The organism is Pseudodesulfovibrio aespoeensis Aspo-2 (genome assembly GCF_000176915.2).
GTDB lineage: Bacteria > Desulfobacterota > Desulfovibrionia > Desulfovibrionales > Desulfovibrionaceae > Pseudodesulfovibrio > Pseudodesulfovibrio aespoeensis.
Window position 1 is genome coordinate 1,878,003 of the sequence record NC_014844.1, and the last position, 23,302, is coordinate 1,901,304.

The 23,302-nt window shown below is 61.9% G+C and carries 24 protein-coding genes and 2 tRNA genes; 15 read left to right on the forward strand and 11 right to left on the reverse strand.

From position 1 onward, the window contains the following. Positions 1-7 precede the first annotated feature (7 nt). Positions 8-745 (forward strand): Smr/MutS family protein, encoded by a 738-nt coding sequence (locus tag DAES_RS08485; RefSeq protein ID WP_013514620.1) that lies wholly within the window; start codon positions 8-10, stop codon positions 743-745. Positions 746-819: 74 nt separating this feature from the next. On the opposite strand, the gene DAES_RS08490 is transcribed toward DAES_RS08485, so the two are convergent. Further along, positions 820-1,359: a chemotaxis protein CheW gene (locus tag DAES_RS08490; protein ID WP_013514621.1), complete on the reverse strand. Its 540-nt coding sequence runs from the start codon at positions 1,357-1,359 to the stop codon at positions 820-822. A 296-nt stretch (positions 1,360-1,655) separates the two neighbouring features. Between DAES_RS08490 and DAES_RS08495 the strand changes: the two genes are divergently transcribed. Together DAES_RS08495 and DAES_RS08500 are read left to right on the forward strand one after the other, a co-directional pair. Further along, positions 1,656-1,732 (forward strand) — tRNA-Pro (locus DAES_RS08495). 62 nt (positions 1,733-1,794) lie between these two features. After that, a tRNA-Thr gene (locus DAES_RS08500) sits at positions 1,795-1,870 on the forward strand. 71 nt (positions 1,871-1,941) lie between these two features. Here the strand turns inward: DAES_RS08500 and DAES_RS08505 are convergent. The 3 genes from DAES_RS08505 to ilvB all read right to left on the reverse strand — a co-directional run bounded on the left by DAES_RS08505 (position 1,942) and on the right by ilvB (position 4,962). Next, positions 1,942-2,787, reverse strand: coding sequence for a flagellin N-terminal helical domain-containing protein (locus DAES_RS08505; protein ID WP_013514622.1), 846 nt, complete (start codon positions 2,785-2,787; stop codon positions 1,942-1,944). A 230-nt stretch (positions 2,788-3,017) separates the two neighbouring features. Then, complete coding sequence (gene ilvN / locus DAES_RS08510) at positions 3,018-3,296, reverse strand: acetolactate synthase small subunit (RefSeq protein ID WP_013514623.1); 279 nt, start codon at positions 3,294-3,296, stop codon at positions 3,018-3,020. Beyond that, positions 3,289-4,962 carry an acetolactate synthase large subunit gene (ilvB, locus tag DAES_RS08515; protein ID WP_013514624.1) on the reverse strand — a complete coding sequence of 558 codons (1,674 nt, stop codon included), beginning with the start codon at positions 4,960-4,962 and terminating at the stop codon, positions 3,289-3,291. The genes ilvN and ilvB overlap by 8 nt, the downstream gene beginning before the upstream one ends. A gap of 356 nt (positions 4,963-5,318) precedes the next feature. Here ilvB and DAES_RS08525 point away from each other — a divergent pair, with 356 nt between their 5' ends. Then, positions 5,319-5,918 (forward strand): NAD(P)H-dependent oxidoreductase, encoded by a 600-nt coding sequence (locus tag DAES_RS08525; protein ID WP_013514625.1) that lies wholly within the window; start codon positions 5,319-5,321, stop codon positions 5,916-5,918. Positions 5,919-5,953: 35 nt separating this feature from the next. Here DAES_RS08525 and DAES_RS17790 read toward each other — a convergent pair whose 3' ends face one another. From DAES_RS17790 to DAES_RS08545, 5 genes are all read right to left on the reverse strand, one after another. After that, positions 5,954-6,121 (reverse strand): hypothetical protein, encoded by a 168-nt coding sequence (locus DAES_RS17790; protein WP_013514626.1) that lies wholly within the window; start codon positions 6,119-6,121, stop codon positions 5,954-5,956. 93 nt (positions 6,122-6,214) lie between these two features. Then, complete coding sequence (locus tag DAES_RS08530; protein ID WP_013514627.1) at positions 6,215-8,734, reverse strand: Lon protease family protein; 2,520 nt, start codon at positions 8,732-8,734, stop codon at positions 6,215-6,217. A 12-nt stretch (positions 8,735-8,746) separates the two neighbouring features. After that, complete coding sequence (locus tag DAES_RS08535; RefSeq protein WP_013514628.1) at positions 8,747-9,163, reverse strand: Hsp20/alpha crystallin family protein; 417 nt, start codon at positions 9,161-9,163, stop codon at positions 8,747-8,749. A gap of 151 nt (positions 9,164-9,314) precedes the next feature. After that, positions 9,315-9,497: a hypothetical protein gene (locus DAES_RS08540; RefSeq protein ID WP_013514629.1), complete on the reverse strand. Its 183-nt coding sequence runs from the start codon at positions 9,495-9,497 to the stop codon at positions 9,315-9,317. Between the two features lie 41 nt (positions 9,498-9,538). Continuing rightward, positions 9,539-11,674, reverse strand: a complete 2,136-nt coding sequence (locus DAES_RS08545) for a putative bifunctional diguanylate cyclase/phosphodiesterase (protein ID WP_013514630.1) — start codon at positions 11,672-11,674, stop codon at positions 9,539-9,541. A gap of 186 nt (positions 11,675-11,860) precedes the next feature. Here DAES_RS08545 and DAES_RS08550 point away from each other — a divergent pair, with 186 nt between their 5' ends. The 5 genes from DAES_RS08550 to epsC all read left to right on the forward strand — a co-directional run bounded on the left by DAES_RS08550 (position 11,861) and on the right by epsC (position 16,231). Then, on the forward strand, positions 11,861-12,121 hold the full coding sequence (locus tag DAES_RS08550; protein ID WP_013514631.1) for a DUF493 family protein: 261 nt from the start codon (positions 11,861-11,863) through the stop codon (positions 12,119-12,121). Between the two features lie 204 nt (positions 12,122-12,325). After that, positions 12,326-13,177, forward strand: a complete 852-nt coding sequence (gene nifU / locus DAES_RS08555; RefSeq protein WP_013514632.1) for a Fe-S cluster assembly protein NifU — start codon at positions 12,326-12,328, stop codon at positions 13,175-13,177. Positions 13,178-13,181: 4 nt separating this feature from the next. Next, positions 13,182-14,378, forward strand: coding sequence for a cysteine desulfurase NifS (nifS, locus tag DAES_RS08560; protein ID WP_013514633.1), 1,197 nt, complete (start codon positions 13,182-13,184; stop codon positions 14,376-14,378). 2 nt (positions 14,379-14,380) lie between these two features. After that, positions 14,381-15,301 (forward strand): cysteine synthase A, encoded by a 921-nt coding sequence (gene cysK, locus DAES_RS08565; protein WP_013514634.1) that lies wholly within the window; start codon positions 14,381-14,383, stop codon positions 15,299-15,301. A 9-nt stretch (positions 15,302-15,310) separates the two neighbouring features. Then, positions 15,311-16,231 carry a serine O-acetyltransferase EpsC gene (gene epsC, locus DAES_RS08570; protein ID WP_013514635.1) on the forward strand — a complete coding sequence of 307 codons (921 nt, stop codon included), beginning with the start codon at positions 15,311-15,313 and terminating at the stop codon, positions 16,229-16,231. A gap of 198 nt (positions 16,232-16,429) precedes the next feature. On the opposite strand, the gene DAES_RS17325 is transcribed toward epsC, so the two are convergent. Together DAES_RS17325 and DAES_RS08575 are read right to left on the reverse strand one after the other, a co-directional pair. After that, a complete protein-coding gene (locus tag DAES_RS17325; protein ID WP_083808643.1) occupies positions 16,430-16,675 on the reverse strand; it encodes a hypothetical protein in 246 nt (81 codons plus the stop codon). 231 nt (positions 16,676-16,906) lie between these two features. Further along, positions 16,907-17,557, reverse strand: coding sequence for a tetratricopeptide repeat protein (locus DAES_RS08575; RefSeq protein WP_013514636.1), 651 nt, complete (start codon positions 17,555-17,557; stop codon positions 16,907-16,909). Between the two features lie 229 nt (positions 17,558-17,786). On the opposite strand from DAES_RS08575, the gene ileS reads away from it, so the two are divergent. Genes ileS through DAES_RS08605 form a run of 6 tightly spaced genes read left to right on the forward strand, consistent with a single transcriptional unit; the run spans position 17,787 to position 23,295 of the window. Beyond that, positions 17,787-20,615, forward strand: coding sequence for an isoleucine--tRNA ligase (gene ileS / locus DAES_RS08580; protein ID WP_013514637.1), 2,829 nt, complete (start codon positions 17,787-17,789; stop codon positions 20,613-20,615). Positions 20,616-20,619: 4 nt separating this feature from the next. Then, positions 20,620-21,108: a signal peptidase II gene (gene lspA / locus DAES_RS08585; protein ID WP_013514638.1), complete on the forward strand. Its 489-nt coding sequence runs from the start codon at positions 20,620-20,622 to the stop codon at positions 21,106-21,108. A 29-nt stretch (positions 21,109-21,137) separates the two neighbouring features. Continuing rightward, positions 21,138-21,365 (forward strand): PLD nuclease N-terminal domain-containing protein, encoded by a 228-nt coding sequence (locus tag DAES_RS08590; RefSeq protein WP_013514639.1) that lies wholly within the window; start codon positions 21,138-21,140, stop codon positions 21,363-21,365. Continuing rightward, positions 21,362-22,264, forward strand: a complete 903-nt coding sequence (locus DAES_RS08595) for a tetratricopeptide repeat protein (RefSeq protein WP_013514640.1) — start codon at positions 21,362-21,364, stop codon at positions 22,262-22,264. Before DAES_RS08590 ends, DAES_RS08595 begins: the two co-directional genes overlap by 4 nt. Before the next feature lie 51 nt (positions 22,265-22,315). Further along, complete coding sequence (locus DAES_RS08600; protein ID WP_013514641.1) at positions 22,316-22,756, forward strand: NIL domain-containing protein; 441 nt, start codon at positions 22,316-22,318, stop codon at positions 22,754-22,756. A gap of 20 nt (positions 22,757-22,776) precedes the next feature. Next, a complete protein-coding gene (locus DAES_RS08605) occupies positions 22,777-23,295 on the forward strand; it encodes a PilZ domain-containing protein (protein ID WP_013514642.1) in 519 nt (172 codons plus the stop codon). The last annotated feature ends 7 nt before the right edge of the window (positions 23,296-23,302 follow it).

Below are 23,302 nucleotides of genomic sequence, written 5' to 3' on the forward strand. Positions count from 1 at the left end.
GATATCCATGGCCAAGAAGCGGCACATCAGGGATTTGACGGAACTCAAGGAACTCTCCCTGGCAAAGGACAAGAAGAAGGACGCCTACACCCTGCCCTATGACAAGCCGAAAACGGTCCGGGAAGACACGCCCAAGCCCAACGAGGAGGCGGAGCTGGCCCTGTTCCAGGCCGCCATGCAGGGCGTCAGCCAGATGCGGGACGACACCGTGCGCAAACCCGCGCCCAAGGCGGCTCCGGCACCCGCGGCCACCCCGCTCCCCCTTGACCCGGACGAGGACGACGGCACGTATCTGCGGAAATTCCTCAGCGGCGAGGTGCAGTTCGAACTCGAATACACCGACGAGTTCATGTACGGCTATGTCCGGGGCCTGGACATCAAGACCTTCCAGCAGCTCAAGGCGGGCGTCCTGAGCGTGGCCGCCCATCTCGACCTGCACGGCATGACCTCGGTCCAGGCCAGGGAGGGGCTGCTCTTCTTCATCCGCGAAAGTTACCTCCAGGGCTCCCGCTGCGTGCTGGTGGTCACGGGCCGGGGCATCAACTCGCCGGGCGGCCAGAGCGTGCTGCGGCGCGAGACCGAAACCTGGCTGACGCACGAACCGCTCAAGCGGGTGGTTCTCGCCTTCTGCACCGCCCAGGCCAAGGACGGCGGGGCCGGAGCCATCTATGTGCTGCTTCGCAACCAGAAGAAAACCCAGGGCAAGATCGCCTGGGACACTCAACTCGACCGGGACGAAGCGTAACCGCCACCCGGACAGAACGCAAAAAGACCTCCACCCCGAAGGGCGGAGGTCTTGTATCATTGCACCAGGAACGGCTACGCCATGGCGGCGACAGCCTCTTCGGCCTGGGCCTTGCCCGGCCCGCCCTTGAGGTTGGTCAGTTCCTTGGCCATGGCCAGCTCCTCGGCGGAGAATATCTTGTTGATATCGATGATGATGATGAACCGCTCGTTCTGGCGGCCCATGCCCTTGATGTATTCCGCGTTGATGGCAGCACCCATCTTGGGGGCGGCTTCGATGGATTCCGGCATCATCTCGAAGACTTCGCGCACCGAATCGACCAGCGCGCCCATGACCGTGAACTCGCCGTCGAATTCGATCTCCACGATGATGATGCAGGTGTCCACAGTGTCTTCGCTCTTGGACATGCCAAGCTTGAGGCGCATGTCCACCACGGGCACGGCGTGGCCGCGCAGGTTGATGACACCGCGCATGAATTCGGGCGTACGCGGAATCTTGGTGATGGAGGTCAGTTCCAGCACCTCCCTGACCGTCCCGATGTCCAGGGCGAAGATTTCCTTGCCCAGCGTGAACGTCAAAAACTGGTTGATATCCTTCAGTGCGTCTTCAGACATGGCAACTCCCCTGAAAAATTGAGGATTATTATACTAGCCAGCGTTGATGCACATGGCATTTCGAGGGTCTGAACCCTCATCCATGCGCCTTTGTCCCCGCGACTGACTCTGTTGATACCCCTGACTGCCGGGAAAAACCATTATAAATACCGTCCCGTTTGACCGAGCATACCCTTTTGGCCCAACAAACTGAAGCGTTGCGGGCAGGATTTTTCAAAAAGATCTCGGCGTTGCCCATTTTTCCGAAAAAGAGATTGACAATGTGCCCCCCGCGCAGATAGTTACTCCCTTCGCGTCGGGATGTAGCGCAGTCTGGGAGCGCACTTGAATGGGGTTCAAGGGGTCGGAGGTTCAAATCCTCTCATCCCGACCAAACAACGAGACACCCCGGTGGACCGGCAGTCCGGTCCACCGTTTCGTTGAATCAGCTGAGAAGCTGTCGTAGCTCAATTGGTAGAGCGCATCCTTGGTAAGGATGAGGTAGGCAGTTCAATCCTGCTCGACAGCTCCACATATCACAAAGGCCGGTCAGATCACTGACCGGCCTTTGTCATTTCGGCAGTATGTGGAAATCCCCGCACCCTACCCGGTTCCATCGAAAATGGTGCCGGAATCCCGAAGGATCAGGTCTGCCAGAAGCTTTTCCAGCGAATAGCCGGGGTCCGAGGGCTTCCTGAGCTGGGCAGCGTTGTCCAGGATCTGGGCTTGGCTTTGCAGAGCCAGCTCCTGGGACTGGAGGCCGTCCTCCTTGCTCTGGTACATGCTCTGGATCGAGTCCATCTCGCTGGCCAGCGACTGGACATAGCCGAGCTGGGTGGCCCTGGTCCCCTCCACGGCCAGGGACGCGCCGGAAAGATCAGACCAATTGACGCCGCTGGCAGGGTTGTCCACGGCGTGAAAAGAGATGTCGAACCCGCCGCTCTTGTCCGACTGGATGAAGACCTTGCCGCCCGAGTCGATCTGCGCGGTGCCCCACTTGGTGCTGTCGAGCATGGCTATACCATTGAAATCCGTCCCGGAAATGGTGCCGAGAACCTTGTCGCGCAGGGCGTTGTAGTCGCTCTGGACCACGGAACTCGACCCGTCCAGCTCGCCGGTGTTGATCTTGTCGATGATATTCTCCATGTCGCTCAGGGCGCTGGAGATGGTGGCCATGCCGGTTCTGGCCACGCCCATCATGGAGGCGGCCTCGCCCACGTTGCGCGCCGCCTGACGGGTGGCCCCGGCATCCGCCCGCAGGGTGCCGCTGATGGCTTCCTCAAAGGGATTGGTAAAGGTCGTTGCCCGAACCGGACCGCCCAGCACCAGACTGCGCAGGTTCTGACCCACAGCCGACCCGGCGAACAGCTGATTGGTCAGCATGTCGCGCTCAAGCAGTCTCGACGAATAGTCGTAGATGAAAACCTTTTCGAGGTCGGTCAGGGCCATGGCGTCCCCCGGCTACTGTTCGGGCCTTTCCGCTCTTTATATCGGCGCCTTGACGGTTTTCTTTAGGGGGTGGGCGGGCAATATCGCCTCAGCCAGCCCAACCCCCTTAATTCAAATGGATAACATCGCGCAAAAGATGGACGAACGTCTGTTGAGCACGCCCCGCCTGCATGACTTCTCTGCCTCAACCGGCCAAAGGATGCTCCAGGCCGCCCGGCAGCCCCAGCCCGTCAGGCGACGAATTCGGCCATCTTGGAGAACACCGCGTGGCCGCCATCGTGCCGTTCGACCATGAGTACGTCCTCCAGCTTGTCCACCTGCTTGATCATCTGGTTGAGCCGCTCGTCGGCGTCCACCAGCAGCCAGATGCGGCTGGTGGTCCCGCCGTTGACGGGCATGCAGGCAATGCCCTCCACATTGTATGCCCGCCGGGCAAACAGGCCGCAGATGTGCGACATGACGCCGGGATGGTTGTTCACCGTCAGTTGGATGACTGTCTGTTTACACATGGTTTTCACCTCCGATCATCTGCGAGTTGGCGGCTCCGGGAGGAACAATGGGGTACACCGGCTCGTCCGGGCTCACCGGCACGTGGATCAGGCAGGGGCCGGGATGGGCCATGGCCTCGGCCAGCATGACTCCGGGGTCGTCGGCGTTCCCCATGTCCCAGGCCCGGATGCCGAATCCTTCGGCAATCTTCATGAAATCAACCCGCCTGGCATAGTCTGACGCGAAGTAGCGCTTGCCGTAGAACAGGTCCTGCTGCTGGCGCACCAACCCCAGGGCGTTGTTGTTGGTCAGGATGATCTTGACGTTCACGTCCTGCTCCATGGCCGTGGCCAGGTCCTGGATGTTCATCATGATGGAGCCGTCGCCGCTGAAGCAGAGCACCGTGCGTCCGGGCGCGGCCAATGCCGCGCCGATGGCCGCGGGCAGGCCGAAGCCCATGGTGCCGAGCCCGCCGGAGGTCAGCCACTGGCGCGGATGGCGGAAGGGATAGGCCTGGGCCGTGCGCATTTGGTGCTGGCCCACGTCGGTGCAGACAATGGCATCCTCCCCGGCCAGCTCGGCAGCCTTGAGGATGACGCCGTAGGGAGAACGCGGATCGTCGGCATCGGGAATGATCATGGGATGCTCACCGCGCAGCCCGGCCACCTCGCGGAGCCAATCGCTCCGGTCCTTGGCCTCCACCAGTTCGAGCAGCGCTCTGAGGGAGTCGGCCACGTCGCCGCTGACCGAAACATGGGCGCTCCTGATCTTGTCCAGCTCGCTGGAGTCGATGTCCATGTGAATGACTTTGGCGCCCGGACAGAACCCGGCCAGCTTGCCCGTGGCCCGATCATCAAAGCGCACCCCTGCCGCCACCAGCAGGTCGCACCGCTCCATGATCAGGTTGGTGTACCGCGCGCCGTGCATGCCGAGCATGCCCAGGCACAGGGGATGGTCCACGGGCATGACACCCAGCCCCATGAGGGTGAGCACCGACGGGATGGACGCCTTCTCGGCCAGGGCCAGAGCCAGGGCCGACGAGCCGGACTGGACGATGCCTCCGCCCAGGTACAAAAGGGGCCGCTCGGCCTCGTCGATCATCCGGGCGGCGTGGGCCAGCTCCGGGTCCATCAGCTCCGGACCGGGGGTGCGCCCGCCTGGTGCGGGCCAGGCGTCGAATTCGAGCATGGCGGTCTGGACATCCTTGGGCACGTCGATGACCACCGGCCCCGGACGGCCCGAGGCGGCGATGCGGAAGGCGTCCGGGATGACGGTCAGCAGCTCGTCAACGCAGCGGACCAGATAGTTGTGCTTGGTAATGGGCACGCTCAGGCCGTAGGTGTCCACCTCCTGAAAGGCGTCGGTGCCGATCATGGCCAGAGGCACCTGCCCGGTGATGCAGATGATGGGGATGGAGTCGAGCTTGGCATCGGCGATGGCGGTCAGGGTGTTGGTCGCACCCGGCCCGGAGGTGGCGAAGAAGACCGCCGGATTGCCCGTGACCCGGGCCATGCCCTGGGCGATGAATCCCGCGCCCTGCTCATGCCGGGTCAGGATGTGCCTGATGGGGCTGGCCGAAAGCGCATCGTATAGGGGAAGATTCGCACCACCTGGAATTCCGGCAATAATCTCGATGCCTTGTCGCTCCAGCAATGTGATGATGATTTCAGCGCCGCTCAGTTTCATGGTGGGGCCTCCGTGTTGTCGTCCATGCTGCGGCGGGAAAGGAAAACCCCCGCCGGTTCGCACCGACGGGGGTTTGTTGACAATCCTAAGAATACAATCCCGCTATGGCGCGTCCCTATGGGTGACACCTACTACTACGTCCACGACGACAACGACGACCGCTAGGCGGGCGTTGAAAAGAAGGGAGTCGTGGTCGAAGTTGCGCATAAGCGGCTTGTTCCTTTCAATGAATATGAAAAATGCATACCCAAGCAGCAAAGCGGCGTCAACAGATTTTTTCCACGGCCCGGCATCTTGCCATCCACTCCGAAAAGAATCATGGTCCGGCTCACAATCCATGTTCAGGAGTCCCACCCATGCGCATTCTCATCATCCTGGCCCATCCCGACGAACAGAGCCTCAACCACGCCATTGCCCGGCAGGCTGAGGCCACGGCCCTGGCCAACGGCCATGAGGTCATCTTCCATGATCTCTACAAGGAAGGATTCGACCCGGTCCTCCCTGGTCCCGAAATTCCCAGAAATGCGCCATTACCCAAGGAAATCGCCAGACACTGCGACGAGACGGCCAGCGCGGACGGCATCATCATCGTCCATCCCAACTGGTGGGGCATGCCGCCCGCCCTGCTGACAGGCTGGGTGGACCGGGTGCTGCGCCCCGGCGTGGCTTACGAATTCACAGGGGATGACGGCGGCGAAGGCGTGCCCGGCGGGCTGCTCAAGGCGCGAACGGCCCTGATCTTCAACACCTCGAACACCGAGGCGGGCCGTGAAATCAGAATCTTCGGCGATCCCCTTGAACGCATCTGGAAGGAGTGCGTGTTCGGCCTGTGCGGCGTGGTCGAGACTCACCGCAGGATGTTCCGCATCGTGATCACCAGCAGCGACGAGGAGCGGCGCCAGTGGCTCGACGAGGTCAGCGACATGGTGGATGAGTTTTACCCCCGGCAGGACTGACAAACCCGCGCGGGCGTGATCATGCCGTGATCTCGCTACACCCGGTCCACCACCACCCAGAAGGCGAGCGCGCCCACGGTCAGCCGGACCACATGGCCGATATGAAAATGGTAGCCCAAATCAAGGGTGAACATGGCCACGACCCCGGCCACGTAAGCGAACAGGATGATCTTTCTCCATATGTTGAGCCTGAGCAGATTCATGGCGTTCTCTCCGTATGCCAAATGAAAGGGTTGCGGTGTGACACCGCAACCCTTGGGCATTGCATGGATATTGTCAAGTAAAGATACTCATTCCTATTTCATTTTAGGCGGCGTCCTTTTGGCAGGCCTCTTTGAGCTGCCCTTCCCGCCATTCCCATTGCTGCCGCTTTCGCCCTTCTTGCCATAGGCGGCCAGGGTGTCGGCCAGGGTGCACAGCCGGTCGTCGGCCAGACGGTTGATGGTGCCCTTGGGAAACTCGCCGTTCTTGGCGCGAGCGCCCGCCTTGACGCCGGTCAGGATCTCGATGCCCTCGTCGATGGTCGAAACGGCCCAGATGTGGAACTTGCCGTCGGCCACGGCCTCAATCACCTCGTCGCGGAGCATGAGGTCTCTGATGTTGGCATGGGGGATCATGACGCCCTGCCTGCCGGTCAACCCGGCATGCTTGCAGCAGAGATAGAATCCCTCGATCTTCTGGTTCACTCCGCCGATGGGCTGGACCTCGCCATACTGGTTCACCGAACCCGTGACCGCGATATACTGCCGGATGGGCTTGCCCGAGAGGCTGGAGAGCAGCGCGTACAACTCTGTGGACGAGGCCGAATCGCCGTCGATGCCGCCGTAGGACTGCTCAAACGCGATGCTGGCGGCCAGGGACAGGGGTTTGTCCTGGGCGAACCGGCTGCGCAGGTAGCCCGAGAGGATGAGCATGCCCTTGTTGTGCGTGGGGCCGGACATGTCCGCCTCGCGCTCGATGTTGATGATGCCCTCCTTGCCCAGGGAGGTCACGGTGGTGATGCGGGTCGGCTTGCCGAACATGTAGTCGCCCATGGCGTACACGGCCAGTCCGTTGACCTGGCCCACCACCTCGCCGTCCGTGTCCACGAACAGGCTGCCCCGGTCGATCATCTCCTGGATGCGCTCCTCCACCTGATTGGAGCGGTAGACCTTGGCCTCCACCGCCCCCCTGACATGGGCTGCGCCCACCACCGATGCGCTGTCGAGGGAAGCGAAATAATCGGCCTCGCTCAGGAGGTCGGCCATGACCGGGAAGGCCGTGGATATCTTCTCCTGACGCCCGGCCCAACGCACGGCCTCTTCCATGACCGCCGCCACGCCGCTGGCGTCAAAGGGCCGAAGCCCGCTCCTGTCCACCTCGGCCCTTATGAACCGGGCCACCTGCATGACCGTGTCGTCATCAAGGTTCATGCTCGACTCGTAGTCGGCCCAGACCTTGAATATCTTGGGCACGTCCTCGTCGTAATGCCTGAGCATGGCATAGAGATACGGGCTGCCCAGCACCACCACCTTGACCTGCATGTCGATGGGCTCGGGCTTGAGGCCCGTGGCGCTGATAAAGTAGTACGGGTCAAAGGTCTCGATCTCGATCTGCTCGGTCTTGAGCGACCGCTTGAGCGTCTGCCACACGCCTGGCTCGAAGATGGCGTCCATCAGGTTGATCACGAGATAACCGCCGTTGGCCTTGACGAACGAGCCGGCCTTGATCTTGGTGTAATCAGTGTGCCAGCCGCCGTTGCGGTCCATGACCCGCTCGATGCTGCCAAAGAGGTTGCGGTAGGTCGGGTAGGACTCGACAATGACCGGCGGCCCCAGCTTGTCGGTGTTGTCCACCAGCAGATTGACCTGATAGGGGTGAAATACCACCTCAGGCGGGGGGCCGCCGAGCATCATGCCCGGAAACGGCCCCTGCTTGGGCGGGCTGCCCAGGGACTTGATGCTGTCCAGGTCGTCACCCATGTTCTCAAGCACGGAGTCGAGAAACGCCTGGACCTTGGTATCGTCATACCGCTCCCGCAGGGGCTTGATGAAATCCTGGGCCAGGGCCATGAACATGAGCCGGTCCACCTCCTCGTGCTTCTTGCCGACCTCATTCTGCAATTCCTTGAGCTCCAGGACGATCTGGTCGATCTGTTCCTTGAGCTCCAGCCGCTTGGCGCTCAGCCGCTCGAATTCCTCACGGGGAAAGCGCTTGTTCTCGACCATCTCCTCAAGCTCGATCATGCGCTTGGGCTCGCCGTCCACCAGCGGGACCACATCCGGCCTCTGGATCGGCCCCATCTGCATGCGCACCACCACAAGCCCGGTATCCTTCACCTGATCCTCGATGGCCTTGTAGAAGCTTATGATCTTCTTCTCGTGCGCCTCGGCGATCTGGTTCTTGCGGGCAATGTACTCCTCGCTCTCGAACAGTTGCGGGGCCTCGCGCTTCACGGTGTCCAGGAATTCCTGCATGTCGCGCTTGAAGTGGCTGCCCTGACCCGAGGTGAACCGGAGCAGGATCGGCGCTTCGGGATGCTTGAAATTGTTGACGTAGCAGAGATCGCACGGAACATGGTTCTTGTCCTTCATCTCTCTGAGCAGCTTTTTGACCGTGGAGAGCCGCCCGATGCCGGGCTGGCCGGTGACAAATATGTTGTAGCCCTTCTTGAGCATCCCCATGCCGAAACGGAACGCCTCAACGCCCCGCTTCTGGCCGATGATCTCGGTCTGGGGCTCCAGATCGTCGGTGGTGGCGAACGTCACCTGGCTCGGTTGCAGCGTCCACTTGAGCTTGTCCACCGGGACTTCATGCGATGAGTTCTTCCTTGGCATGGGCGACTCCGTCTATTTCTTGATTAACCTGACAATCTGGACATACTGCGACGCGCACTTGGGCAGCCTGATCACGAGCACCCCTTGGGCAAACTCCACCTGGGCCTCTTCGGTCCTGATGGCGCAGGGCAGTTTGATCTCCTTCCTGAACGCACGGGACCGGCTGCGCCCGCCGACCGTCTCGACCATCCGGGCCGTGATCACGAGCAGCCGTTCGAGCACCACGACCGAGACATCGCCGGGGGCCACGCCGTGCAGCTCCATCCGGGCAACAAGGGTGTCACCCTCCTCCCACAGCTCAATGTCCCCGGACATGCGGCAGATCATGGCGGGCAGATCAAGATCAAAGCACAGTTCGTCGAAGAGCCTGTCCATTTCCAGGCGAATCCTGGTGATCTCGCCCTGACCCCATCGTTTCAAATCGGCCATCGACGCATCCCTCCTGAGCATACCGGCCCGCCGCCACGACGGGCCGCACTGACAGTTACATACAATGATTACACAAACAGGCGAACAACGACAAGGGGCCTGCCGTAAAAATGCGGCAGGCCCCTTGTGCGCTGAAAGAAAACGTCCGTCCTCAGAGCCTCCTGACCACGTTCGATATGGCCAGGATGCCGAATCCGGCGGATACGAGCCAGAACGGGCGAATGAGGTCTTCCAGTGCGGGCACGGACATGACGTCGAGATGAATGAGAATTCCCATCAAACCCAGGATGACGCCTACGACCCAGGTGATGACTTGCGGTGCGCTCAGATTCATGCGGATGGTCTCCCTTTGCGGCTGGTCACGAAAAAATGGCGCTACTCCGCCATGACGAGGAACGCCTCCGCCTCATCCCTGGGAAGCGGTTTCGAATAGAGATAGCCCTGACCGTAATCGCATTGCAAGGAATAAAGCAGGTCGCGCTGCCGCTCGGTCTCTATGCCCTCGGCCACCACGCGCAGCCGCAGGCTGTGGGCCATGTTGACGATGGCCCTGATGATCTCGATATTCTCCGGCCCCTTCTCCATGAGCCGCACAAAGCTCAGGTCGATCTTGAGCTGATCCACCGGAAATTTCTGGAGATAGCTCATGGACGAATAGCCTGTGCCGAAATCGTCAACCGAGAGCTTGACGCCCAGCGATTTCAAGAGATTGAGCCTGACGGACGACTCCATGGCGTCGAGCATGACCACGGTCTCGGTGATCTCCAGCTTGAGCAGGCCGGGCGGCAGCCCGGAGCGCGCCAGGATGTCCTTGACGCTGGTCACGAGCTTGGCCTCGCCAAACTGTTTGGCCGAGATGTTGACCGCCATGACCAGGTTGCCCGCGCCGGGATACCGGCTGCGCCACTGGCTCAAGGTGGTGCAGGCGTACTCCAGGATATGCGCGCCCAGCTCGACGATGAGGCCCGTCTCCTCGGCCACGGGGATGAATTCGCCGGGGCTGACAAGCCCGCGCTGGGGGTGGTTCCAGCGGGCCAGGGCCTCGAAACCGTAGAGCTGCCCATCGGACAGATTGACGATGGGCTGGAAATGGGCCTCGAACTCGTGCGCCCGGAGCGCCCGCTTGAGGTCGTTTTCCACGGCCAGCACGTTGACCACGCCCTCGCGCATCCTGGCGTCGTAGACCAGGTAGCGGTCCTTGCCCGATTCCTTTGCCTTGTACATGGCCAGTTGGGCGTTATGAACCAGACTCTCCGGGTCAGACTCGGCCCTGGCGATCTCAAGGCCCATGCTGGCCGTGATGGGAAAATCCGTGCCATTGACCTCAAAGGGCTCCTTGAAGGAATCCCTGATGATCCTGACCATGTCGCGCATGTCGATCTTGCGGGGCATCTCCTCAATGAGAACCACGAAGTCGTCGCCGCCAAACCGGGCCACGCTGTCCACCGGGCGCACCACCCGGCTCAGGCGCACGCCTATCTCCACAAGCAGTCGGTCACCCATCACGTGCCCGAAGTGATCGTTGACCGCCTGAAAGCGGTCGAGATTGATGAAGAGCACGCCGAAATAATCGTCTGTCCGGGCGGAGCGCTCCACCGCCTGGCTGAGCCGGTCGAGCAGGAGCGCCCGGTTGGGCAGGCCGGTCAGCGGGTCGTGCAGCGAGCTGTGCTTGAGCTGCTGCTCCATGCGCTTGCGGTGGGTCACGTCGCGCACGCTGACCCGCACGCCCAGGGGGTTTCCGGCCTCATCGGCCACCGCGTGCTTGATCAGGCTGACCCATTTGGTGCGGGCGTTGCGGTGATGAATCCGGTAGTCGAGCCCGTCGTCATCGCCTGAAGAGGTGTCAGCCATGTAGTTGTGCCAGATGTGGATGTCGTCGCGGTGGACGATGCGCTGCATCAGGTCCGGGTCTTCGATGAAACGGTCGGGGGGATACCCGGTGATGCGCTCGCAGGAGGGCGAGATGTAGATGGCCTTGCCGTCCGGGCCGATCCAGCTCTCCCAGTCGTAGTTGTAGTCGGCCACCATCCGGTAGCGCTGCTCCGAGTTCAGCAGCGCCTCCCGTGACGCCTCCAGCTCGGCCACGACCTTTTCCAGCCGCCGGGAGGTCTGTTCCAGAGACCGGTTCTTGCGGTGCAGATCGGCGAAGATGCCCACCTTGCTGCGCAGGATCTCCGGCTCCACGGGCTTGAACAGGTAGTCCACCGCGCCCAGCTCATAGCCGCGGAAGACGTGCCGCTGCTCCTTGCTGATGGCCGTGATGAAGATGATGGGCACGTTGCAGGCATGCTCGGAATCGCGCAGCCGCTCGGCCAGCTCAAAGCCGTCCATGCCCGGCATCATGACATCGAGCAGGGCCACGGCCAGATCGCACTCGCCCGCCCTGGCCAGCGCCTCCTCGCCGGACGAGGCCGTGACAAGGCGCAGATCGGCCCCCCGCAGGATACCCTCGATCAGCTTGAGATTGATGCGCTCGTCATCGACTATGAGAACTTCCACGTTGGTGTTCATGGCTGGTCCTGGTCCGCTCCCCCCGCCAGCGCGGGCGGTTCCGGCCCTGTGTGCCTTTCTGCAAATCGAAACAGGCAATTGCATACACTTGATACACATTGCGTCCCATTGTCAACGCCCGGACGCATTTGACACTCCCGCACCACCGGTATACACCCCCTCAACCGCGACCTCCAGGAGCCAACCATGACCGACAATCACGACACATTCGAGCAGGTGCTCGACGAGCATCACCAGTGGCCCTGCCCCTATGCCTTCAAATTCATCGTGCCCACTGAAAATCTGCCCCTGCTCACCGCCCTGTTCGACGGGCAATCGCTCACCATGCGGGAGTCCAAGGGCGGCAAATACACCAGCGTCACGCTCGAATCCACCATGTGCTCCGGCAAATCGGTCATGGAAACCTACCGCAAGGCAGCGGAAATTCCAGGCCTGCTGGCCCTGTAATCCGCCCTTTGGTCCACTCCCCCTTCTTCGCCCCTTGGTCGGGATAATCTTGACAAAATTAATCGGAATTATTCCGCCCAACGTCTTTACACGGTCGGCGCGCATACTTACATAGCAGGAATATTGTGGTATGACCTTTCCGGTGTTGTGACGTTGCAAGCACGCCCTGTACTCCGGAACAACTGCACATTACAGGAGATTGCCATGTGGGAATACACCGATAGAGTCAAGGACCACTTCCTCAACCCGCGCAACGTGGGCACCCTCGAAGACGCCGACGGCGTGGGCGAGGTGGGCTCCCTGGCCTGCGGAGACGCCTTGACCCTGTATATCAAGGTGGACGGCGACGTGATCACGGACGCCAAGTTCCAGACCTTTGGCTGCGCCAGCGCCATCGCCTCCAGCTCAGCCCTGACCGAGCTGCTCATCGGCAAGACCGTGGCCGAGGCGGAAAAGATCACCAACAAGGACATCGCCGAGTACCTGGGCGGCCTGCCGCGCGAGAAGATGCACTGCTCGGTCATGGGCCAGGAGGCCCTGGAGCAGGCCATCAGAAACATGCGCGGCGAAGCGCCGACCAAACAGGAGCACACCCACGAAGGCACCCTCATCTGCGAGTGTTTCGGCGTGTTCGACGAGGAAATCCTGCGCGCCATCAAGGAGAACGACCTCAGGACCGTGGAGGACGTGACCAATTTCACCAAGGCTGGCGGCGGCTGCGGCAAGTGCGTGGACGACCTGGAACGGCTGCTTAAGGAAGCGCGCGGCGAGGGCGTCTGCCAGACCCCGTCCGAGGGGCCTGCCCACCCGGCCCAAGGCATGACCAACATCCAGCGCATGCACCTCATCGAGTCGGTCATCGACAACGAGATACGCCCCATGCTCCAGGCCGACGGCGGCGACATACGGCTGGTGGACATCGACCGGCAGACGGTCGTGGTCAAATTCATCGGCATGTGCTCCAACTGCCCGTCGAGCCACCTGACCCTGCAAAACGTGATCGAAGCCAAGCTCAAGGAAAAGGTGGACCCGGAAATCAGGGTCCGCGAAGGATGACGCCATGAAAACCATCTACATGGACAACAACGCCACCACCCAGGTGGACCCGGCTGTTTTCGAGGAGATGAAGCCCTTTTTCACCGAACTCTACGGCAATCCCTCGTCCATGCACCGCTTCGGCGGGCAGGTCGGGGTCAAGCTCAAGGAGGCTCGCGCCCGCGTGGCCACCCTGCTCAACTGCGAGCCCGACGAGATCATCTTCACCTCCTGCGGCTCGGAGTCGGACAACACGGCCATCCGCTCGGCCCTCTCGGCCCAGCCCGACAAGCGGCACATCATCACCACCCGCGTGGAGCATCCGGCCATTCTCAGCCTCTGCAAGTTCCTGGAGAAAAAGGACGGCTACGATGTCACCTACCTGGGCACCGACGAACAGGGCCGCCTCGACATGGACGAATTCAAGGCCGCCATCCGGCCCGACACGGCCATCATTTCCGTCATGTGGGCCAACAACGAGACAGGCAACATCTATCCCGTTGAGGCGATGGCGGCCATCGCCAGGGAGCGCGGCGTGATCTTCCACACCGACGCCGTGCAGGCAGTGGGCAAGATCCCCATCGACCTCAAGACAACGCCCATCGACATGCTCTCGCTCTCGGGCCACAAGCTGCACGCGCCCAAGGGCGTGGGCGCGCTCTTCGTGCGCAAGCGGCTGCCCTTCAGGCCGTTCCTCATCGGCGGCCACCAGGAGCGCAGCCGCCGGGCCGGGACCGAGAACACCACCGGCATCATCGCCCTGGGCAAGGCGTGCGAGCTGGCCGCAGCGCACATGGCCGAGGAGAACACCGCGGTCAAGGCGCTGCGCGACAGGCTTGAGGCAGGCCTGCTGACCAGGGTGCCGGACAGCATCCTCAACGGCGACAAGGACAACCGGCTGCCCAACACCACCAACATCTCCTTTGGCTATGTCGAGGGCGAGGCCATCCTGCTGATGATGGACCAGCTGGGCATCTGCGCCAGCTCCGGCTCGGCCTGCACCTCGGGCAGCCTGGAGCCGTCGCACGTCCTGCGCGCCATGGGCGTGCCCTTCACCTTTGCCCACGGCTCCATCCGGTTCAGCCTGAGCCGGTTCAACACCGACGAAGAAGTGGACTCTGTGCTCGACACCCTGCCTTCCATCATCGACAACCTGCGCAAGCTCTCGCCCTTTTCGGCGGAAAAGCAGGCCCCAGCCTGCACCAAGGCGTTCACGGAGTAGCCATGAAGATAGCACGCGACATGACCGAACTGGTGGGCGGCACCCCGCTGGTCAGGCTCAACCGCCTCAGCCGGGGCCTTGGGGCCACGGTGGTGGCCAAGCTCGAATTCAACAACCCCTGCGCCTCGGTCAAGGATCGCATCGCCAAAAACATGGTCGAAACGGCCATGGCCGACGGACGCATCACCCAGGACACGGTCCTGGTGGAACCCACCAGCGGCAATACCGGCATCGGCCTCGCCTTTGTCTGCGCGGTCAAGGGGCTCAAGCTGATCCTGACCATGCCCGAGAGCATGAGCATCGAGCGGCGCAAGCTGCTCACGGGCTTCGGGGCCGAGCTGATCCTCACCCCGGCGGACCAGGGGATGAAAGGGGCCATCGCCAGGGCCGAGGAAATCGTGGCCCAGACCAAAAACGCCTTCATGCCCATGCAGTTCGAAAACGAGGCCAACCCGGCCATCCACCGCAGGACCACTGCCGAGGAAATCTGGGCCGACACAGACGGCGCGGTGGACATCTTTGTGGCGGGCGTGGGGACCGGCGGCACCATCACCGGCGTGGCCGAGGCGCTCAAGGCGCGCAAGCCCGGTGTTCTGGCAGTGGCCGTGGAGCCTTCCGACTCGCCCGTGCTCTCTGGCGGCAAGGCCGGGCCGCACAAGATCCAGGGCATCGGCGCGGGCTTCGTTCCCAAGGCGCTCAACACGGCCATCATCGACGAGATCATCACCGTGGACAACGACACGGCATTCGCCACCGCCAGACGAATGATCCGCGAGGAAGGCATCCTCGGCGGCATCTCCTCGGGCGCCAACTGCGCCGCGGCCCTTGAGCTGGCAGCGCGCGAGGAGAACGCGGGCAAGATGATCGTCTTCATCGTCTGCGACACGGGCGAACGGTATCTCAGCACCACTCTCTTCGAGTAGGACACACCCATGACCGAAAACGACTACACCCTGGCCGACGTGGTCGCCCTGCTGGTGGAATCGGGCGACAACGGCCCGGCCTCGCACCGCTACGCCGACGACGTGCCCATGCCGTCCGTGGAAATACTCTCCGAGATCGTCGAGGACCTGCGCCGCGTCCTGTTCCCCGGCTATTTCGGCCCCTCCGAGATCACCCCGGACACCATGCCCTACCACATCGGCTCCACCCTGGACCGGGTCAAGCGCCGCCTGGCCGACCAGATCAACCGGGGCTACTGCTTTGTCTGTGACAAAACCTCGACCGACAAGTGCCACGACTGCGAGGAACGGGCCAAACGCATGGCCCACAAGTTCATCGCCACCCTGCCCAGGATTCGCAGCCTCCTGCTCATGGATGTGGAGGCAGCCTACGACGGCGATCCGGCGGCCAAGACCCACGGCGAAACCATCTTCTGCTACCCGTCCGTGCGCGCCCTGACCAACCACCGGGTGGCCCACGAGCTTTACAAGCTCAACGTGGACATCATCCCGCGCATCATCGGCGAGATGGCCCACTCGGACACCGGCATCGACATCCACCCAGGCGCGACCATCGGCAAAAGCTTCTTCATGGACCACGGCACGGGTACGGTCATCGGCGAGACCTGTGTCATCGGCGACAACGTCCGCATCTACCAGGGCGTCACCCTGGGGGCCAAGAGCTTTCCCAAGGGCGACGACGAGCGGCTGATCAAGGGGCTGCCCCGCCACCCCATTGTGGAAAATGATGTCATCATCTATGCCGGAGCCACCATCCTGGGCCGGGTGACCATCGGCAAGGGCGCGGTCATCGGCGGCAATGTCTGGATCACCCGCGACGTGCCGCCCGGTTCCCAGGTGGTCCAGTCCCGCGTGCTCCAGCAGTCCTTTGTGGACGGCGCAGGCATCTGATCCGACGACAAAACAGAAAAAGGGCGACACGGGTCGAGCCGTTCAGCAAAGGTGTGGACTTTTGCTTTTCAAAACCGAAATCCCCCTACTGTACCAACAGTTAGGGGGATTTTCGTGTCCAGCAAGAAATCTTGCCCAGCACAGAGGTCGCTTATTCCAGCCCCTGTTGACGGAATGCGAGGCAGCGCCTGCAAAAAGTCATCCGATCAGAGCGCTTATTCCCCAACCTACTCCAAAAAGAATAGCCAGAAAAACAGCTTGTAATGGCATAGATCCGAAGACACCTTTCCAATACAGACCACGTTCTTTTGCCGCCGCAGCTTTTCCGGGGGGGTAGTGCATACCAAGAAATCCGGCGACGACAGCACCAGGAATCAATATCCAAGGAGTGACATTAAGGAATCCACAGACAAGCATTCCAATTAACAACAGCGTTCCCAACATATTTACACCGAATGTTTGATGTTCTCAGATACAGAGAGCAAAGCATATTGTGTTGGCTGTGTCTACAGGTCAGGGAAAATCAAAGCGCACCGTATCGCATGATTCACAAATGCGCTCAAGCCAAATGCCCCCGATAATCGGGGGCATTCTTTTCAAGGTCCACACCTATGCTGAACGCCTTGGACACGGGTCGCCCTTTTCATTCCTGTTCACGCCGATGCGGTATCGGCCCTATTGCTCCAACTGGTTGACCAGACCGGCCACTGGCTGGCCCGAGGGCGTGGTGGCCTCGGGATCGATGGCCAGCACCGCCTTCCACGCCTTGAGGGCGTTTTCCCTGTCGTTCAGGTCGTGCATGTAGACCACTCCCATGTTGTAGCGCGCCGTGACATGGGCGGTATCGAGCTTGGCCGCGTGCTCAAAGGCGTCGATGGCCTTCTGGTACTGCTCCAGGCGGCGGTACATGACGCCCAGGTCCGACCAGACCCCGGACCGCATGGGCGCAAGCTCCACGGCACGCTCGTAGGCCGTGGCAGCCTTGGCGGGCAGGTCGTGATCAAAACAGTAATTGCCCAGCGCAATCCAGGCGTCCGCATTGGTGGGTGCGGCAGCCGCGTCCGCCTCAAGCTTGGCCAGCGTGGCCGGGTCCGCCGCGTGGGACGCATCCTGTCCAGCTGCAGACTGCCCGGCGGGGCCGGACTGCGCGGGCGCGCCCATGGCCGCCTGCCTGCCGCCCCGCTGCTCCACATAGAGCATGGTCAGGGCGTTGCCCAGAAAAGCGCCCACAAGCAGGGCCACGGCCACCAGCAGGACGCAGGATGATTTCCTGACATACTGCTGCTGCGTCTCTTCCGCTTCCCGCTCTCTCTTGTGTATTCCCATGTATTCTCCGTATCATTGACGTTATGGTTTTCATCCGCCAAGCGCAAAACGCACCCTAGCAGAACAGCGACAGGCAGGCCAGAGCAAATGGCTCGTGCAAGCGGCCATCCCGAATGACGAAATCGTTGCGAGGCTTGACTTCCGGGCCGGGTTATACCACTCTACCCCGATTCATTTGAACAGGCCATATCATCCAGAGAAATATACCGCGTCGGAGGACCGAAAACCCATGAGCGACTACAAAGACACGCTGCTCCTGCCCCAGACCGCCTTTCCCATGAAGGCCAATCTCAAACAGCGCGAGCCGGAGACGCTCAAATACTGGGAGGAGATCAGGGCCTACGACCGCATGGTCGCCGCCGGAGACCCCGACGACACCTATGTCCTGCACGACGGCCCGCCCTACGCCAACGGGCACATCCATATGGGCACGGCCCTGAACAAGGTGCTCAAGGACATCGTGGTCAAGTCGCGCAACATGCAGGGCCAGACCGCCCACTATGTGCCGGGCTGGGACTGCCACGGCCTGCCCATTGAGCACAAGGTGGAGCAGGAGCTCAAGAAGAAGAACAAGGAACTCGACACCCTGACCATCCGCAAGATATGCCGCTCCTACGCGGCCAAGTGGCTCGACGTGCAGCGCGGCGAGTTCAAGCGGCTGGGCGTGCTGGGCACCTGGGACGATCCCTACATGACCATGAACCCGCAGTATGAGGCGGCCACGGCCCGCGAACTGGGCAGGTTCATGGAGCGCGATGGCGTGGTGCGCGGCAAGAAGCCCATCTACTGGTGCTGCGACTGCCGCACCGCCCTGGCCGAGGCCGAGGTGGAATACGAGGACCACAAATCGCCGTCCATCTACGTCCGCTTCCCCATGGCCGACCCCAAGGCCAATGAATTGGCCGACCTGGATGTCAACAGGCTCTTCATCCTCATCTGGACCACCACCCCCTGGACCATCCCGGACAACATGGCCGTGGCCGTGCATCCCGACTTCGACTACGCCGTGGTCGCGGCGGGCAGCGACTTCTATGTCCTGGCCGAGGGGTTGCTCGAAGACTGTGCCGCCAAGTTCGGCTGGACAGACCACAGCGTGCTGACCACGGTCAAGGGCGCACAGCTTGAGGGACTCAAGGCCAGACACCCCATCTACGACCGCGAATCCCCGGTGGTGCTGGCCGACTACGTCACCCTTGAAACCGGCACCGGCTGCGTCCACACCGCTCCGGGCCATGGCAGGGAGGACTTCGAGACCGGCCTCAGATACGGCCTGGAAATCTACTCGCCCATGAACGACCGGGGCGAGTTCCTGCCCGAGGTGGATTTCTTCGCCGGGCTCAACGTCTGGGACGCCAATCCAAAAGTCATCGAAAAACTTGAGGAACTGGGCAACCTGATGGCCTCGCGCCAGATCGCCCACTCCTACCCGCACTGCTGGCGGTGCAAGCAGCCGGTCATCTTCCGCGCCACCACCCAGTGGTTCATCGGCATGGACGAGAACCATCTGCGCACCCGCGCCCTGGACGCCATCCGCAACAAGGTCCAGTGGATTCCGGCCTGGGGCGAGGAGCGCATCCACAGCATGATCGCCAACCGCCCGGACTGGTGCATCTCGCGCCAGCGCAACTGGGGCGTGCCCATCTCGGCCCTCATCTGCGAGGACTGCGACCAGACCTGGTTCGACGCCAAGTGGGTCTACGACATCTGCGACAAGTACGCCGAGCACGAAACAGGCTGCGACTACTGGTTCGAGGCGCCCATCGAGGCGCTGGTCCCGACGGGCCTGACCTGCCCCAAGTGCGGCGGCAGCCACTGGAAGCGCGAGACCGACATCCTCGATGTCTGGTTCGACTCCGGCACCAGCTACGCTGCCGTGGTCGAGCAGCGCGCCGAGACCCGGTTCCCGGCGGACCTGTATCTCGAAGGCTCGGACCAGCACCGCGGCTGGTTCCACAGTTCGCTCCTGGCCTCGGTAGGCACCCGCGACGTGCCGCCCTACAAGGCTGTGCTCACCCACGGCTACGTGGTCGATGCCGATGGCCGCAAGATGTCAAAATCCATCGGCAACGTCATCGCGCCCCAGGAGATCATCGACAAGTTCGGCGCGGAGATCCTGCGCATGTGGGTCTCGGCCTCCAACTACCAGGAGGACATCCGCATCTCGGACGAGACCCTGAACCGGCTGGTGGACGCCTACAGGCGCATCCGCAACACCTGCCGCTATCTGCTCTCCAACCTCAACGACTTCGACCCGGCGGACCGGGTGGCCGTGGCCGACATGCTGCCGCTCGACCGCTACGCCCTGGACATGGTCGCCCGCCATCACGCGGCCATCGGGCAGGCCTACGCCAAATTCGAATTCCACAAGGTCTACCACACCCTGCACAACCTCTGCGTGGTGGACCTCTCGTCCTTCTACCTCGACATCATCAAGGACCGCCTCTACGTCGAGGAGCGGGACGGCCTCAAGCGCCGCTCGGCCCAGACCGTACTCTGGCAGACCCTGCTCATGCTCCTTGAGGACATGGCCCCGGTGCTCTCCTTCACCGCCGAGGAGGCGTTTCAGGTCCTGCCCGAGGCCATCAAGGCGGACCTGGACCAGACCGACACGGTCTTTGCCCTGCGCTTTGCGCCCGACGAGGTCAACCTGCCCGCGGAGGAGCGCGCCCGCTGGGACATGCTGGCCGCGGTGCGCGGCGAGGTCAACAAGGCCATTGAGCCCAAGCGCAAGGACCGGGTCATCGGCAAGTCCCTTGACGCCCATGTCACCCTCTACGCCACCGAGACGGTGCGCGAGCTGGTGGCCTCCAAGGAGCTTGACGCGCGCGAGTTCTTCATCGTCTCCAAGATCACCCTGGCCGACGTGGCCGATGTCCCGGCAGACGCCCCGACAGAGCCCTTTGTTGCCGAGGAGATCAAGGATCTGAAGATCACGGTATCTCCGGCTCCGGGCGTCAAGTGCGAGCGGTGCTGGCGCATCAGCGAGGACCTGGGGAGTGATCCGGCCTACCCGGACGCCTGCCCGCGCTGCACTGCGGTGCTCAGGACCCTGGTCTAGACGCATGCGCAAATACCGGCTCGCATCCCTCTGGGCAGGCGCTGTCATCGCCCTGGATCAGGCCACCAAGCTGTGGGTGTCCGCGACCATGGAGCTGTGGACGGGATTTCCTGTCATTTCAGGATTCTTCAACCTCGTCCATGTCACCAACAAGGGCGCGGCGTGGGGATTTCTGGCCAGCGAGTCCATCGACTGGCAGCGCCCCCTGTTCATCGCGGTGACGATCCTGGCCCTGGGGTTCATCGGCTACATGCTCAAGACCGCCGACAACTCGGACCGGTGGATGATCACCGGGCTTGGCCTCATCGCCGGAGGCGCGGTGGGCAACCTGATCGACCGGGTCCGGCTCGGCGTGGTGGTGGATTTTCTGGATTTCCACGTCAAAGGGTATCACTGGCCCGCCTTCAATGTAGCAGACTGCGCCTTGACCGTTGGCGCGGGGTGCATCATCATCTCCCTGTTCTTCAACCGCCGCCCGGCCAAAACCCCGTAAAGGGCAGCCGGGCACAAGGAGCGCATTTGATGTTTCCCGATGTTTCCACCCTTACCGCCACCCAGTGGGTGGTCATCATGTCTGCGGTCGCCGCATGCTTTTCCTTCAGCGCCTGGACCATCCTCGACGCCTGGAAACGGCATTTCGAATCGGCCAACGAGAAACTGCTCTGGATACAGATATGCATTTTTGTTCCCATTCTGGGCTCTGTGGCGTATCTTTTCTTTGGTCAAAAAAGAGGAATCAAACGCTCATGAATAAAATTATCAAATACTCCCTGGTGGTTGCCTCCATCTTTATCCTGATGGCAACCCTTGGCTGCGCCTCGAAAACCGACATGCAAACCCTCCAGAGTGAACGGCAGCAGGATCTTGGCCGCATCAGGCAACTGGAAGCCGAGCTTGAGGAATCAAAGCAGCAGCTCAAGTCGGAAATCGAACAATCCCAGTCGCCGGTCCGGGAGAAGGCGGCGGACATGTGGGCCGAAATCCAGGCCCTGCGCGCCGACTTCGCCAAACTCAGGGGGGACCTTGAGACCATGAACATGCGCCTGGACACGCAGGTGGGCGAATCCAACTCCACCATGACCATGGCCGTGCTGGCCGACCAGCTCCACGAGATCGAGTTCGTGCTGGAGAACCAGCTCCAGGTGGACATGACCAAGGTGCGCAAGGAACGCGCGGCCACCCTTGGCACCTCTGGTGTGGCACCGGGTGCCGCAGCGCCGCCACAGGCCGCCCAGGACGAAGACGAACCCGGTGAAACGGCGGCCACCAGCTCGGACCCGGCCAAGGCGCTCTACGACAAGGCCTACGCCCTGTACAAGGAGGATCAGTTCGAAAAGGCCCGCTCCTACTGGGCCGAGTTCACTGACACCTTCAAGAGCCACTCCTTCGCGCCCAGCGCGGTCTTCTGGCAGGGCCAGTGCTACTTCAAGCTCAAGGACTACTCCCGCGCGGTCATCCTGTTCGAGGATGTCATCGAAAAGTACGCCAAGAGCGCCAAATACAAGGCCGCCCTGCTCAGGGCCGGATACTCCTGGGACTATCTCGGCAAGCCGGAACTGGCCAAGATGCGCATGGCCGAAGTGGTCAAGAAGTTTCCCAAATCGGTCGAGGCGACCCAGGCGGCACGCTTTCTGGAAAAAGCAAAATAACGAATCCCCGCGCGCCCGCCCGGCGCGCGTGCGTCTTGAACAGGAATCATAATGAAAGAACTCGTCAAGGGTTTCAGGAAAATAGTCTATCTCTCCTTCCCGCCGGAGGTTTCGGGCCGCCCTGTGGTCTGCAACCTGACCCGGCTGTTCGACCTCAGCTTCAACATCCTCAAGGCGGACATCTCGCCCCGCCACGAGGGCACCATGACCTTGGAGGTCTCCGGCCTGGAGGAAGATTTCCACAAGGGAATAGGCTACCTGAAGGAAAACGGCATCCGGATCACCCCGGTGGCCCACAAGATATTCCGCAACGAGGAGTCGTGCATCCACTGCGGGGTGTGCACGGCCATGTGTCCGACCGACGCCCTGTTACTTGATCCGGGCACGAGGCTCGTGGTCTTCGACGTGGACAAGTGCTCTGCCTGCGGCATGTGTACCCGCGTCTGTCCGGTCAAGGCCATGACCCTTGATCTCAAGGACGACAGAAACTGAACATCTCCGGGAGGCCCTCCATGAGCGACGAAAAACGCACCTTCTCGCGCGTGCCGGTTCGGCTGAAAGGATACGCCAGGGTCATGCGCAACATCGAGTCCTCCCCCATCTACACAGGCGATGGGGTGGGCGACGCGGCCTGCGCCACAGCCCTCTTCAAGGGGAGCAAGCTGCCGGAGGATCTCACGAATTTCCTCCTGGAAATTAACCGCAAGCTCGACAGGATTCTCGGCTCCCTGAGCCAGGGCGGCCTGCGCGACGACTTTCCCCTGGATATCGAAATCATGGAACTGTCCGCTGTGGGCATCAAGTTCCGCTCCAAATCCTCCTTTGAGATCGGCACCCCCCTTGAAATCGTCATCATCCTCGGCCAGGTGCCTCTCAAGATGGCGGGCAGCAAGGGGATTGTCAGAGGCATCGATGAGGATACCGGGCTCTCCCGGTTCGAGTTCGTGGACACTCTCGAGTCGGGCATGGAGGCCATAGTCCAGTTCGTCTTCCAGCAGCAGCGGGAACAGATCAGAAAAACCAAAATGTAAACGGTTC

Coding starts and splice junctions, on each gene's coding strand:
- DAES_RS08485 (WP_013514620.1), top strand. CDS start 8: ATGGCCAAGAAGCGGCACATCAGGGATTTGACGGAACTCAAGGAACTC.
- DAES_RS08490 (WP_013514621.1), bottom strand. CDS start 1,359: ATGTCTGAAGACGCACTGAAGGATATCAACCAGTTTTTGACGTTCACG.
- DAES_RS08505 (WP_013514622.1), bottom strand. CDS start 2,787: ATGGCCCTGACCGACCTCGAAAAGGTTTTCATCTACGACTATTCGTCG.
- ilvN (WP_013514623.1), bottom strand. CDS start 3,296: ATGTGTAAACAGACAGTCATCCAACTGACGGTGAACAACCATCCCGGC.
- ilvB (WP_013514624.1), bottom strand. CDS start 4,962: ATGAAACTGAGCGGCGCTGAAATCATCATCACATTGCTGGAGCGACAA.
- DAES_RS08525 (WP_013514625.1), top strand. CDS start 5,319: ATGCGCATTCTCATCATCCTGGCCCATCCCGACGAACAGAGCCTCAAC.
- DAES_RS17790 (WP_013514626.1), bottom strand. CDS start 6,121: ATGAATCTGCTCAGGCTCAACATATGGAGAAAGATCATCCTGTTCGCT.
- DAES_RS08530 (WP_013514627.1), bottom strand. CDS start 8,734: ATGCCAAGGAAGAACTCATCGCATGAAGTCCCGGTGGACAAGCTCAAG.
- DAES_RS08535 (WP_013514628.1), bottom strand. CDS start 9,163: ATGGCCGATTTGAAACGATGGGGTCAGGGCGAGATCACCAGGATTCGC.
- DAES_RS08540 (WP_013514629.1), bottom strand. CDS start 9,497: ATGAATCTGAGCGCACCGCAAGTCATCACCTGGGTCGTAGGCGTCATC.
- DAES_RS08545 (WP_013514630.1), bottom strand. CDS start 11,674: ATGAACACCAACGTGGAAGTTCTCATAGTCGATGACGAGCGCATCAAT.
- DAES_RS08550 (WP_013514631.1), top strand. CDS start 11,861: ATGACCGACAATCACGACACATTCGAGCAGGTGCTCGACGAGCATCAC.
- nifU (WP_013514632.1), top strand. CDS start 12,326: ATGTGGGAATACACCGATAGAGTCAAGGACCACTTCCTCAACCCGCGC.
- nifS (WP_013514633.1), top strand. CDS start 13,182: ATGAAAACCATCTACATGGACAACAACGCCACCACCCAGGTGGACCCG.
- cysK (WP_013514634.1), top strand. CDS start 14,381: ATGAAGATAGCACGCGACATGACCGAACTGGTGGGCGGCACCCCGCTG.
- epsC (WP_013514635.1), top strand. CDS start 15,311: ATGACCGAAAACGACTACACCCTGGCCGACGTGGTCGCCCTGCTGGTG.
- DAES_RS17325 (WP_083808643.1), bottom strand. CDS start 16,675: ATGTTGGGAACGCTGTTGTTAATTGGAATGCTTGTCTGTGGATTCCTT.
- DAES_RS08575 (WP_013514636.1), bottom strand. CDS start 17,557: ATGGGAATACACAAGAGAGAGCGGGAAGCGGAAGAGACGCAGCAGCAG.
- ileS (WP_013514637.1), top strand. CDS start 17,787: ATGAGCGACTACAAAGACACGCTGCTCCTGCCCCAGACCGCCTTTCCC.
- lspA (WP_013514638.1), top strand. CDS start 20,620: ATGCGCAAATACCGGCTCGCATCCCTCTGGGCAGGCGCTGTCATCGCC.
- DAES_RS08590 (WP_013514639.1), top strand. CDS start 21,138: ATGTTTCCCGATGTTTCCACCCTTACCGCCACCCAGTGGGTGGTCATC.
- DAES_RS08595 (WP_013514640.1), top strand. CDS start 21,362: ATGAATAAAATTATCAAATACTCCCTGGTGGTTGCCTCCATCTTTATC.
- DAES_RS08600 (WP_013514641.1), top strand. CDS start 22,316: ATGAAAGAACTCGTCAAGGGTTTCAGGAAAATAGTCTATCTCTCCTTC.
- DAES_RS08605 (WP_013514642.1), top strand. CDS start 22,777: ATGAGCGACGAAAAACGCACCTTCTCGCGCGTGCCGGTTCGGCTGAAA.